The organism is Pseudoalteromonas sp. XMcav11-Q (genome assembly GCF_040104525.1).
Classification (GTDB): domain Bacteria; phylum Pseudomonadota; class Gammaproteobacteria; order Enterobacterales; family Alteromonadaceae; genus Pseudoalteromonas.
Genome location: NZ_JBECOX010000003.1, coordinates 233,693 through 246,770 on the forward strand (window position 1 = coordinate 233,693; position 13,078 = coordinate 246,770).

General features: G+C 45.6%; 9 protein-coding genes. 6 read left to right on the top strand and 3 right to left on the bottom strand.

What is annotated here, in order from left to right; all coding sequences use genetic code 11:
• The 6 genes from ABMY45_RS06620 to ABMY45_RS06645 all read left to right on the top strand — a co-directional run bounded on the left by ABMY45_RS06620 (nt 1) and on the right by ABMY45_RS06645 (nt 7,803).
• On the top strand, nt 1–2,796 hold the full coding sequence (locus tag ABMY45_RS06620) for a TonB-dependent receptor (protein WP_227387501.1): 2,796 nt from the start codon (nt 1–3) through the stop codon (nt 2,794–2,796).
• 85 nt (nt 2,797–2,881) lie between these two features.
• Nucleotides 2,882–4,228: a DUF5690 family protein gene (locus ABMY45_RS06625; RefSeq protein WP_248298624.1), complete on the top strand. Its 1,347-nt coding sequence runs from the start codon at nt 2,882–2,884 to the stop codon at nt 4,226–4,228.
• 17 nt (nt 4,229–4,245) lie between these two features.
• Nucleotides 4,246–5,055 (top strand): phosphonoacetaldehyde hydrolase, encoded by an 810-nt coding sequence (phnX, locus tag ABMY45_RS06630; RefSeq protein WP_349288620.1) that lies wholly within the window; start codon nt 4,246–4,248, stop codon nt 5,053–5,055.
• Nucleotides 5,055–6,473 carry an FAD-dependent oxidoreductase gene (locus ABMY45_RS06635; RefSeq protein ID WP_349288621.1) on the top strand — a complete coding sequence of 473 codons (1,419 nt, stop codon included), beginning with the start codon at nt 5,055–5,057 and terminating at the stop codon, nt 6,471–6,473. The genes phnX and ABMY45_RS06635 overlap by 1 nt, the downstream gene beginning before the upstream one ends.
• On the top strand, nt 6,470–7,018 hold the full coding sequence (locus ABMY45_RS06640) for an HD domain-containing protein (RefSeq protein WP_174170448.1): 549 nt from the start codon (nt 6,470–6,472) through the stop codon (nt 7,016–7,018). Before ABMY45_RS06635 ends, ABMY45_RS06640 begins: the two co-directional genes overlap by 4 nt.
• Before the next feature lie 92 nt (nt 7,019–7,110).
• On the top strand, nt 7,111–7,803 hold the full coding sequence (locus ABMY45_RS06645; protein ID WP_088531664.1) for a UTRA domain-containing protein: 693 nt from the start codon (nt 7,111–7,113) through the stop codon (nt 7,801–7,803).
• A 1,040-nt stretch (nt 7,804–8,843) separates the two neighbouring features.
• Here ABMY45_RS06645 and ABMY45_RS06650 read toward each other — a convergent pair.
• From ABMY45_RS06650 to galE, 3 genes are all read right to left on the bottom strand, one after another.
• Nucleotides 8,844–9,815 (bottom strand): transposase, encoded by a 972-nt coding sequence (locus ABMY45_RS06650; protein WP_349288622.1) that lies wholly within the window; start codon nt 9,813–9,815, stop codon nt 8,844–8,846.
• 244 nt (nt 9,816–10,059) lie between these two features.
• The gene (gene phnW / locus ABMY45_RS06655; protein WP_349288623.1) at nt 10,060–11,166 is read right to left on the bottom strand and encodes a 2-aminoethylphosphonate--pyruvate transaminase; all 1,107 of its coding nucleotides are present in this window, start codon (nt 11,164–11,166) and stop codon (nt 10,060–10,062) included.
• An 865-nt stretch (nt 11,167–12,031) separates the two neighbouring features.
• Nucleotides 12,032–13,045 carry a UDP-glucose 4-epimerase GalE gene (galE, locus tag ABMY45_RS06660; RefSeq protein ID WP_349288624.1) on the bottom strand — a complete coding sequence of 338 codons (1,014 nt, stop codon included), beginning with the start codon at nt 13,043–13,045 and terminating at the stop codon, nt 12,032–12,034.
• Nucleotides 13,046–13,078: the final 33 nt, after the last annotated feature.

A 13,078-nucleotide genomic window follows, 5' to 3' on the forward strand; every position in this document is an offset into this window, starting at 1 on the left:
ATGAAAAAACTAACCCAAATCGCTGCTGCCGTGTTACTCGCCACCAGTCCCAGCTTATATGCTGCGACAGGTAAACTCGTTGGTATTGTAAAAGACCCACAAAGTAATCTTTCTGGCGCTGTTATCTCAGTAAAAGGCCAAGATGTATCCACAGTATCTGATTATCGTGGTCGCTTTGAACTACCAAAACTGGATGCCGGTCGCTACACCTTAGTCGTGAAATATATGGGTTATCAGGAAACAGAACTACAGGTTGAAGTAACTGATGGCAAAGTCACTACGTTGTCTCCAGTCTTATTAAACCATCAACAAGCGATGGAAGAAGTGGTCACGGTTGGGCAAATCTTCCGTGGCGCAATGGCCGCTGCAAATAACCAAAAAAATGCCAGTAATATCAAAAGTATCATTTCTGCCGATGGGATTGGTAAGTTACCAGATAGAAATGCCGCTGAAGCCGTACAACGTATTCCAGGTGTGTCGATAGAGCGTGACCAAGGTGAAGGCCGCTTTGTTGCAGTGCGTGGTTTACCGTCACAATGGAGTTCGGCCAGTATCAACGGTAACCGCCTTCCAACCGCAGAAGAGGAAACCACCAGCCGCGCCACTGCGTTCGACTTTTTTCCAAGCGAATTGATTGAGTTTGTGGAAGTGTCTAAAGCTATCACTCCCGACATGGAAGGCGATGCGATTGGCGGTAATGTTAATTTCGTGACCAAAAAAGGCGCTGATGATTTTATCCTCAAAACCAACTTTGCTGTGGGCCAAAACGAACTCGCCGATGGTACAAATTATTCTGCCAATGTGGTGTACGGCGACCGTCTACTCGACGACAAGCTAGGTTTTATCATTAACGCCACAGCGTGGCAGCGTGATTGGGCAACCGATAATTATGAGCCGCGCCGGGGTAACGATGGCTTAGGCATTTACCGTTTAGAGCTGCGTGATTATACCGGAACCCGTGAAACTTATGGCTTAAATGGCTCGCTGGAATATCAACTTGAAAGCGGCACGCTCAGCGCCAGCGCGCTATATGGCACACTGATTGATGATGAAACCCACTATAAGCACAGGCTGCGTTTTGATAAAGACCGTGCTGAGCTGCAGCATATTCGCAACGAACTCATCACCGAAATGCAAGGCTTTGAAATTGCAGGTGAACATGACTTTGGCTTTGATAAAACGCTCTCTTGGCAACTAGCCACGTACGAAAATGAGTTTCGTTATGGCGACAAACCCAACAGTGAAGACAATAGCTATTTTGTCGCCCGTTTTGATCAAAAAGAGGTTGGATATGTTGGACTTGAAGACCGCGATACCGGTAAAAATTATGCCTACAACCAAGTAGACGGCGGCAGTGACCCTTGGAACGCCATTAGCAATCACTTCCCCTCGGGCTTTACACTCGATCCAAGCAAAATGGGATTGTCTTGGGTTGAGCTATACAAAGTCTACGTCAACGAAAAAGACAGACTGGTAGCCAATGCCGACTTTGACTGGCAATACAATAACCAGCTAGCCGTTAAATTTGGGGCAAAATACCGTGACAAAGTCCGTAAAGCTGACTTTGCCGATGAGTTTTACGCGTGGGACAGCGAACAATATGGCGCAGCGCCAACGCTTGCAGACTTTGCCTTAAGCGATCAACCCGGTCGCAGCGATTACTTAAGCGAAGCCAAGTTTGATTATCGCACGCAGTTGTCGCAGGTGGCTTCCACCGATGCTCTTGCTCAGTTTTGGACGCAAAATCGCAATAAGTTCAAGCTAGATGCGGGTGAATCAGCACTCATCAGCAACGGTGGAGCACTGGGCAGAAACTTTGATGTTGAAGAAACCCACACCTCGATCTACGGTATGGCAACTTACCAAGCTAACGACAACTGGGAAGTATTAGGCGGCTTGCGAGTTACCCGCACCGATACCGAAGTGTCTGGTTACACTTATTTAGCCGACGAAGACAAAGTTGTTGATACCACCAACAGCAATGATTATTGGTCCATATTACCCGCACTACATGTTACTTATCGTGCCAATGATGATACCAATTATCGCCTTGCACTAACTCGCACCTTTGCCCGTCCTGATTTTGGTTCGTTAACACCAGGCGCAACTTACCTTGAGCAAGACAACCAGCTTAACTCAGGAAATCCAGCGCTCGACCCTACCTACTCAAATAATCTCGACTTGATGGTGGAACATTATTTTGACCGCGTTGGCTTGGTCTCTGCGGGGGTATTCTACAAAGATATCCAAGACCCAATCTTCCAAGCCACCAGCGTTGGCAATTACAACAACAAGCAAGGCGTGACGATCATTCGTCCTGAAAACGGCGATAGCGCTTGGCTTGCGGGCATTGAGCTGGCATTTAACCGCGACCTTGGTTTCATTTCTGACAGTTTGAGCAACTTTGGGGTAATGACCAATGCGACCTTTATGGATTCTGAAATGCAGATCCCAGAGCGCACAGAGAAAGTGGCCATTCCACGTCAGGCCAATGAGCTTTACAACTTTACGCTGTATTACGACGACACCCGTTTTGCGGCTCGAATAGCACTTAATCATAAAGGTGCCTATATCGAAGAGCACGGCGGCGATAGTCAATCGGATAGCTACTATGGTGCCAATACCAGCGTCGACTTTACAACGTCATACCAACTTAACGAACAAACGTTAGTTTACCTAGAGCTGAGTAACCTCACCAATGAAGCATTGCAGTACTACCAAGGTGAGCAGGGCCGTCCATTACAGGTGGAATACTATGGTATCCGCGGCATGGTCGGCATTAACTACCAATTTTAATACCAATTCACTTGATTAAGCCGATTGGTATACACCGGTTGACGGGCAATCCACAAAGGATTGCCCTCGAATTACCGAGGATCCTATGATGTTGCAGATCACCCTATTTAACGCCCGCCCACGCTGGCTAAAAGACGCCCAAGGTATCGGCTTTGTGCTATTTGCCGCGACCAGTGCGTTTATGACTTACTTTTGTATGTACGCCTTTCGTAAGCCATTTTCGGTCAATACCTATGAAGCCTTTGATGACCTGAGCTGGGTTGTTAGCTTTAAAATTGCCCTGATCCTTTCGCAAGTGTTTGGCTACCTATGCGCGAAATTTATCGGCGTTAAAGTGATTGCTGAAATGCAGCATCATTATCGCGGTCGTGCGATTTTGGCCATGATTTTAGCCGCTGAGCTCGCACTGGTGCTATTTGCCATCACTCCCACGGGCTGGAATCTGGTTTGGCTGTTTGCCAATGGCCTCTCCCTTGGCATGATCTGGGGTTTGGTTTTTAGCTTTTTAGAAGGTCGTAAAACCACCGAAATCTTAGGTGCGGTACTCAGCGTTACTTTTATTCTTGCCTCTGGATTGGTCAGAACTGTGGGCAAATGGCTGGTAACCGAACTCAATGTGCCTGAACTGTGGATGCCAGCGGCAACCGGAGCGATTTTTCTACCACTGCTTGTACTCAGCGTTGCTTGTCTAAATAGTATTCCAGAACCTACACAAGAAGATGAACAATTACGACAAAAGCGCGCGCCAATGGATGGCAAAGCACGGCTAGCGTTTTTTAAACAGTATTGGTTTGGAATAACCGTACTGGTGCTTAGCTTTTTACTCTTTACCGGCTTTCGTGACTTTAGAGATAACTTCTCAGCCGAGATCTGGCAGGCCTTAGGTTATGGGCAAGAACCCGCGATTTTTGCTTATGCCGGGATCCGCATCGCCTTTATCGTACTCATTGCGCTTGCCGCATTGGTGTTAATTAAAAATAACCGCATCGCATTTTTTGCCAATCATGGCTTTGTCTTACTCGGGGCTTTACTACTGGCTGGCAGTACGTATTTATACCAAACCCAAAGTCTCGATCCTAAAACTTGGATGGTACTGCTGGGGGCTGGTCTTTATATCAGTTATATCCCCTATAACTGCTTTTTGTTTGACCGCATGATCTCAGCAGTTGGCTCGACTGCGAACGCCGGTTTTTTGATTTATCTGGCGGATTCGGCGGGCTACATCGGCTCAGTGGGCATTTTGCTCTATAAAACTTTTGCCACACCTGAGCTCAGCTGGCTGCACTTTTTTACCATGGCCTGCTACTGGGTAGCGTTTATCGCAAGCGCCCTCGTAGTGAGTTCAATTATTTATTTTGCCGTGAAATTAAAGCGACCACGTAAGGCGTCAACGCAACTACGCACCACGGCACTTTCATCACATATTTCCTAGTTAGGAGTCTTAGCAACATGAAACACATTGAAGCGTTAATTTTGGATTGGGCTGGTACTGTGGTCGACTATGGTTCGATTGCCCCTACCAGTATTTTTGTTGAAGCATTTAAGCAAGCGTATCAATTTGATATTTCCTTGGCTGAAGCGCGCGGTCCGATGGGAATGGGCAAATGGGATCACATTAATACTTTGCTACAAACGGACAGTGTCCGCACCCGCTGGATAACGCAATTTGGTCAGGCACCGAGTATGTCAGATGTTGACCATATTTATCAAACCTTTATGCCGCTCCAACAAGCAAAAGTCGCCGACCGAGCAACCCCCATTCCGGGCGTGCTTGCGGTGATCAAACGATTACAACAACAAGGCGTTAAGATTGGCAGTTGTTCTGGGTATCCCAAGCCTGTGATGGACGTACTAGTGCCTGCCGCTGCCGACTATGGTTATCAGCCAGATTGTGTGGTTGCCAGTGATGAATGTGCAGCAGGCTCTCGCCCAGGTCCCTGGATGGCGTTAGAAAACGTGCAAAGACTTGGGATTAATCGCGTATCAGGATGCGTAAAAGTCGATGATTCCGCGCCGGGAATAAGCGAAGGGTTAAATGCTGGTATGTGGACCGTAGGACTTGCGTTAACGGGTAATGCGGTGGGGCTTGGCGAAGAAGAATGGACGGCGCTTGGTCACGAAGAGCAAAGTGCACATTCCCTTAATGCTTATCAGCAGCTTGGCGAAGCCGGTGCGCATTATGTGATTGATTCACTAGCCGACATCGAAATGGTCTTGGTGGATATTTCTGCTCGTATCGCCCGTGGAGAGCGCCCGTAATGCGTTTTCAGCCTTTTTGGTTTGATGAAGCAATCACTCAAGCCGATATTGAAGCCGCAGCCAGCGCGCCGACTCATGGCGCGTTAGATACCCAAGTTTGTATCATAGGTGGCGGCTTTACTGGCCTTTGGACAGCCATAACGCTGAAAAAGCAAAAACCTGAGCTGAATATCGTCATTATTGAAAAAGACCTCTGTGGACAAGGTGCTTCGGGTCGTAATGGTGGAACTATGCTGACATGGTCAACCAAGTTTGCCAGCTTAATTAAAGAGTTTGGCTTAGAACAAGCCTGCTTTTTAGTACGCCAGTCAGAGCAGGCCGTTCATGACATTAAAGCCTTTACTAGTAAACACGGGATTGAATGTGATTGCCGCGTTGATGGTACTTACTACACGGCTTCTAATCACAGCCAGCGTAATGCCTTTGGCCCCATTACCGCCCTACTTGAGCAACACCAGCTTAATGCGTGGCAAACACTGGATAAATCGCAGTTGCAAGCTACCGGCTCTAATGCCAACCTTGCTGGAATTTACTCTCCCCATGCCGGTAGCGTTCAACCCGCCAAGCTTGTACGTGGACTGATGAAGGTGGCAAAAGCCCTTGGGGTCAAGGTATTTGAACACACCCGCTACCTAAAGCACCAAGGCCAAGACACGCTAACCATTACCACAGACAAAGGCGAGATCAGAGCCAATCAGCTGGTATTTTCGGTTAACGCTTGGCTGCCAAGCTTATTGCCGCAATTTTCTCGCAGCGTAGTGTTGGTTTCGAGCGATATGGCTATCACCACATCAGCACCTGAAAAGCTTGCGGCAATGGGGTTGAACCACGGCGCTCCGGTGATTGATGCACGCATTTTTGTGAATTACTACCGCACCACCTCAAGCGGTCGATTAATGCTTGGCAAAGGCGGGAATTATTTTAGTTTCAATAACCAAGTGAGAGACTCCTTTCACCGCGCCAGCCGTTATCAAGCCATTCTTGAACGCTCATTTAGCCATTTCTTTGAACATCACCAGCTCGAGATAGACAGAACTTGGACCGGCCCCTCAGACCGAAGTGTCTCTGGTATGCCTTTCTTTGGTCACTTAAATGGTCAAGCTAATGTGTTTTATGGCAGTGGTTACTCAGGCAACGGCGTGGTGCAATCCTATTTAGGTGGGCAAATCTTAGCGAGTCTACTGCTTAATCAACATAACGACTGGCGTCACTGCGCCTTGGTCAACCAAACGCTTAAACAGTTTCCCGTCGAGCCATTTCGCACCGCGGGGGCCTTAATGGTGAGAAATGCCATTCGCCGTAAAGAAAGCGCTGAGGATAACAACACGCCACCGCATAAACTCGATGTTTGGCTAAGCAAGCTAAGTGGCAGCGCAGCAAAATTAGATCCGAACGTGAAGCAGGAGTATATAAAGTGAATGCCGTTGCACAAATAAAACAGCTATTCGAGCAATATGGTCACGCCACCTATGACGAGGCATGCAGCCAAATTTACCATGCCGAGCAATGCGCTACCCTCGCGAAAGAAAATGGTTATGATCAAGCGACCCAAATCGCTGCATTTTTACATGATATTGGCCATTTTGTTGCTCAGTCTCAGAATAACCCCGACTTTACCCCACAAGGGTATAGCAATCATGGCGATTTAGGGGCGGATCACTTAACTCAACTTGGCTTTGATCACGCGGTGACAATGCTAGTGCGCAAACACGTAGATGCGAAACGCTATCTGGTCAGTATTGATGAGGAGTATTACCAAACGCTCTCTCCTGCCAGCCAATTAACGCTAACAAGACAAGGCGGAAAGATGAGCAGCGAAGAACTTGCGGCATTCTCCAAGCTCCCTGAATTGGACGCTATTATCGCGCTGCGTCGTTTTGATGATTTAGGGAAAGATCCGAGTTTAGCCGTTTTGCCGAGTAGCTATTGGTTTAGCCAGATAGAAGCCTATTTGGCGAGTTAGGCTAATCTGAGTTTACAAGTCTCAAATTATAAATATTTATCCTGTCATAAAACGATAGTAAGCTTGTCACAAAAGGTTTTATCGACTCAATTATGCTGCTTTATCAACGTATTCGAAACCATATCCAAGCGCTGCTCGCCGCTGGCAGCATGACGCCGGGTGCCAAGTTGCCTTCAGAGCGCGCGCTGCAAGAAACATTTAGCTCAACACGGATCACCGTCCGTGAAGCCCTAGCAAGACTAGAAGCCGAAGGACTTATCTTTAGCCAAAAGCGTCGCGGCTGGTTTGTCACCCCCGAAAAACTCAAATGGCATCCAGCTAAAAAAGTGAACTTTAACCACCTTGCCATTGAACAAGGCTTTACACCAACAACTCAAGTAGTGGCAATTAATGCCCCTTCCACAGAGCCTGAGTTTAGCCACTCTCATTTTAACGGCCAGCCTGTTTATGAATTAACTCGAGTACGCGCGTTAGATGGTCGCGCAATAATGATGGAACAGATCTATTGTGCAGCCGAACGTTTTGCCGACTTGCACAACCAACCGCTGGATGGCTCAATCACAGAAGTGATGTCGACCCATTACCAAGTTGACGTCAGCTTTGAACAGTGCGTGATAAGCGTCACCGTACTACCCGATGACGTTGCCGACAAATTAGAAAAGAACAGCGGCGCACCTTGTTTAAAGGTACTGCGCGCCCGCTATGACGCCGAGCAAGCATTGGTGGATTACAATATTGAATATTGGCTCCATGACGCCATAGAAATGATTGTTGAAGGCGTGTAACCTCCATACCCGTAGGTCGTGCTTTAGCACGACAACCTTTTCGCATATATCGCCGCATGGTGCGACACAATCATCATATTGAATATCGGCTACATAACGCCATAGCAATGATTGTTGAAGACGTGTAATCCTTATACACGTAGGTCGTGCTTTAGCACGACAACCTTTCCGCATATATCGTCGCGAGGTGCGGCGCAGTCATTAAATTGAATAAATTCTATCGAATATCAGCTCCATGAACCCATAGCGATGATTGTTGAGGGCGTATAACCCTTATACACGTAGGTCGTGCTTTAGCACGACAGCCTTTCCAGAGCTACTGCCGCGTCAAAAACACCTTCATTAATTCTATATTCTACGTCTAAATGCGAGTTAGTGGTGGAATACTCTGGTATGCAATAAATACTTAGCTAGTAAAAGTTAATATGCTTATTTGATTTAACTTCTACAATGAAAGGGCATAAGTTCTCATCTAGTTTTAAAGTCAATTCTGGTGAGCTAGTTAATGTAAAAGAGCTTCGCAAACAGATGCTTTGTTTTGAGTAATGTTTAACTGCTGCCTTTCAACCTCACCAATAAAATAGTTTGCCTTCGAGACAGCTAGTACAGAGTGCCTACTGAACAAATCAATGACAAATCAATCAAATCAATCAAATCAATGACACCCATCAAATCAATCAAATCAATCAATCAAATCAATGACACCCATTACTGTTTACATCAGTGCTGAGGAAGTCCAAATCAATGACACCCATCAAATCAATCAAATCAATGACACCCATTACTGTTTACATCAGAGTCCAAATCAATGACACCCATCAAATCAATCAAATCAATGACACCCATTACTGTTTACATCAGTGCTGAGGAAGAGAAGTAAAAAGTATAAAAATACTTCAACCACTTTGGTCAAAAACGTTTATAGATAGGCTAATTTTTAGCGCCCAAGCGTATCTCTACATCAAAACCGAGTTATCGTGCACGACAAAGCGCTGTAAATACAGAAATAAGAAATTCTAGCGTTGAGAATGTGAGTTTTGCTAAGCCAACAAACGCTCGCAGTTTGTTAGGTTTGTCCGCCGTCTTTTTTGCAGTGTTTCACTGTAAGCGGTTATTGTCCGTTCTCGGCCCACTGCACCATGAAATACCCGAGAAAATTGCGTGGTGAGTTTTATCCAGTTCTCAGGTTCTATATTGAGTCGAGTAAGAATCGGTTGTGCTTCATTGATATACCCGCGTTTATCGACTCGAATGCATTTGCCCGTGAGCTCAACTAATTCAATATAGGACTTGAGTTCAAAAGGTAGGCCTTTAGGCATATGTTTTCGCGGGCTACCAGCAAAGCGTAGTAGGCTTTTTGGTTGTTTGCCCAGCTTAGCGTGGTCGATGCGCTTTTTGATGCTGGTGTAGTCTGAGGTTTCAGGCGTTGCGGCGATTTTGGCTCTAATGGGGTTTAGGTCTACATATGCCAAACAAGCAGCCAGTGCTGCCTCGTCCAGTAATGCTTGGGATTTGAATCGTCCTTCCCAAAAACGGCCTGTACAATTATCTTCTTTATTTGCTCGGCGGGCGATGTCTTCGTTAAGCACTCGCATAAACCAGCTAATATCTGCGAGCCTTTCCCTGTACTTGGCGACATGCTCATCGAATATCAATTGTTCCGATTCATTGAGTGGTTCTCCCTCAACGAGCTTATGGGTTATCCAATTGCCTTTAAACAGCTTGTGCCACCGTATCACAATCGCTTTATCCGACAGACACTTAGCCTTTTTATCATCAACATATAAAACAATGTGGGTGTGATTACTCATCACGGCATAAGCACAGATATCAATACAAAACACGGAGCCCAGCATCAGGAGCTTTTCTTCAACCCAATCCCGGCGGTGTTCATATGATTTTCCAGTAAATTTATCTTCACCGCATAAAAAGGCGCGCCTTACACAGCGGGAGATACAGTGGTAGTATTTGGTGTCGGTTAAACTGATTTGTTTTTTACGGGCAGTAGCCATAGTTTGGTTTCCTCAATCCTTTGAGTGCAAAATTAAAGCGTAGGCGGTATCTTAGGAAGGTGCAAATTAAGTAGTGGGTGTCAGCGATTTAAATTAGTAGTGGGTGTCAGCGATTTATCTCAGCGATTTAATTTCGTGGGTGTCAGCGATTTAAGCGATTTAAGATTTGCTACTCATTTATTTAGTTAAAGGAGTGTAACCCCCTTAACCCATCGCCGCGTAAAGCGTCTCCTACCCTAACAGCTTACCAGTATTTTGCTTGTGCGATAGCTTCTAGTAGTCCGCTAATATCTGCGGCATATACTTCGCCAATATTACCAATTCGAAAGCAATCTGCGTTTGATACCTTGCCGGGGTAAATCACATATCCTTTTTGCTTCAATGCTTCATAAAAGCGCTTAAATTCATAGCTTTCGTCACTTGGTGAATAAAAAGAAGTGATAATAGGTGAATGCATGACTTCTGGTAACAAGGCTTCAAAACCAAGGGCTTTCATGCCGCTAACGAGTTGTTTTTGATTTTCGCTGTAACGCTTAAATCGCGCAGAAACGCCTCCCTCTTGCGCCAATTCTTCCAGTGCTTTGGCAAAAGCCCTGACAACATGCGTTGGCGAGGTAAAACGCCATTTACCATGATGATTTTCCATGGTTTTCCACTGGGCGTGAAGATCCAAAGAAAGTGAACGTGCCTGTCCTTCAGAGGCAACCAAGAGCGCTGTTTTTGTAATCACAAAGCCAAAACCTGGAACACCTTGAATACACTTATTTGCTGAGCTAATGAGGATATCAATTTGCCACTCGTGCATATCCATCTCAATGCCGCCAAAACTGCTCATGGCATCAAGGATCATTACTTTGTTGTGATGTTTCGCAAGCTCCGCTACGCGTTTAGCCGGATTCAGCATCCCCGTTGTGGTTTCGCAGTGTACCATTGCTACGTGGGTGATCTCAGGGTGTTGCTCAAGCGTTTGTGAGATCTGCTCAAGTTGCGGCAATTCGGTTTCAACAAAGTTGAGCGCTATCACATTAATATTTAGATAATTGGCTATCTCAATAATACGCGCACCATAGGCACCATTATTGATAACCAGTAAAGTGCCAGACTTAGGAATAAAAGTCCCAATAGCCGCCTCTACACTTGCTGTACCACTGCCCTGCATTAAGGTTGCACTGTAGTCACTGCGATACTGCGGATCTGCAACCGCAATTTCACAAAGCTGATTGCGAATAACTTGCACCACACCTTGGTTATATTCATCATCCCAGGTGCACCAGTCTTTCAACATGGCTTCTTTCACGGTGTGAGATGTACTGAGCGGGCCTGGCGTCAGGAGTAAATAATCGTTGTTCATAACTGCCTCTAAACTGGTCTATACCAGAATATTTAACCGAGTTTAGATGACAACAACGTGACAGATTTATGAAAATAATAATTATAACAACATAGTTAACCTGAGCTTCGGATAATTAATGCTTTTCTAGCAGCCAGTTTTAGCGCTAACTGCGTTGAATTCACTTCCAATAGCCTGCTATTGGTGCGTAAATTCGCCTGGTTATCCCCAAAACTCTCTGGCTAGATAAGGAAATAATTTAATGTGATTTTAAAAACAATGAGTTAGCTCATTTCTTATCCAAACCTCAGGTTAGTTAACTTGAGTTTAATAGCCGCCGATAGAGTCGATGTAACCCTAGGAAGTCACGCCTAATAACGAGTACTGAAACCATGACTAAGTCATTTGCATTGGAGCCAAGAGGGTAAAAAATTAAAAAAAACTGCCGAAGCCAAGAAGGAAGGTATTGATAATAGACTCCAAAACAGGCTGCTGCGAGAAACATCACGATTGAAAAAGACATGCATAGTTGTAAGTAGCTATAACAAACATTACCTACCCTAGCACTCCCTCTTGGAATGAGTGTCAGCGTGAACATAGTCAATAAGTCCATCACGATTAAAGCGCCGTTATACCTAAGAATTTCCCAAGTATTAACTGCACTGTCAGAGGGAAGCAAAAAAAGGGCTACAATGGGAATAGTAATCAGAAACGAAATAAACATAACTGCACTATAAAATATAGGCTGTTGTTCAAGACGCTCTTGCCTATTCCCAGAATAAATGGCTAGGTTGTAAAGCAAAGCAAAAAGAAAGCCCCATGCACTAAATGTAGACAGAAATAAGGCTGTTATCTTTTCGATATACATCAATAACTAACTTAGTAGTTAACGATACCCGTTTGGATTATTGCTTTGCCAGCGCCATGTATCTTGCATCATGGCATCCAATCCACGCTCTGCATGCCAGCCTAATTCAGATTTGGCTTTTTCAGGCGCTGCGTAACAGGCGGCAATGTCGCCATCGCGACGCGGTTTAATGTCATAGGGTATGGCTTTGCCCGCTGCCTTTTCAAACGCAGTAACCATCTCAAGTACTGAGTAGCCATTGCCGGTACCTAAGTTATAGATATGTGTACCTGCTACTACTGCGATTTTCTCAAGTGCTTTTAAATGGCCAATAGCTAGATCAACCACGTGAATGTAATCTCTCACGCCCGTGCCGTCTTTGGTGTCATAGTCGTCGCCAAAGACGCCTAAACTCGCCAGTTTACCAACAGCAACCTGTGAGATGTAGGGCAGTAAGTTGTTGGGAATACCATTTGGGTCTTCACCAATTAACCCCGACTCGTGTGCGCCAACCGGGTTAAAGTAACGCAAAATAGCAAAGGCCCAACGCGGGTCTGATTTAGCGACATCCTGTAGTACCATTTCAACCATCAGCTTTGACGTACCATAAGGATTGGTTGTGCCACCAACAGGGAAATCTTCACGAATAGGAAGGCTGGCAGGATCTCCATAGACCGTCGCTGACGAGCTAAAAACTAGCTTAAATACATTGGCGTCACGCATCGCATCAAGCAGCGTCAACGTACCCTGAACGTTGTTTTGATAATACTCGATTGGCTTTTGAACCGACTCTCCTACGGCTTTTAAGCCTGCGAAGTGGATCACTTCTTCAATATCATATTGCGCGAATACACTATCAAGAAATGGCTTATCAAGAATATCCCCCTGATGGAATGCCGCTTCCTTTCCTACTATCTCAGCGACTCTATGTAATGAAGTCTGCTGAGAGTTGCTTAGATTATCTACGACCACTACCTTTTTGCCTTGCTGTAGCAGCTCTAATACAGTGTGAGAGCCAATATAGCCTGCACCACCAGTTACAAGAATCGTCATATCTCTTCCTATGGTTGTTGTCTACGCATCGCA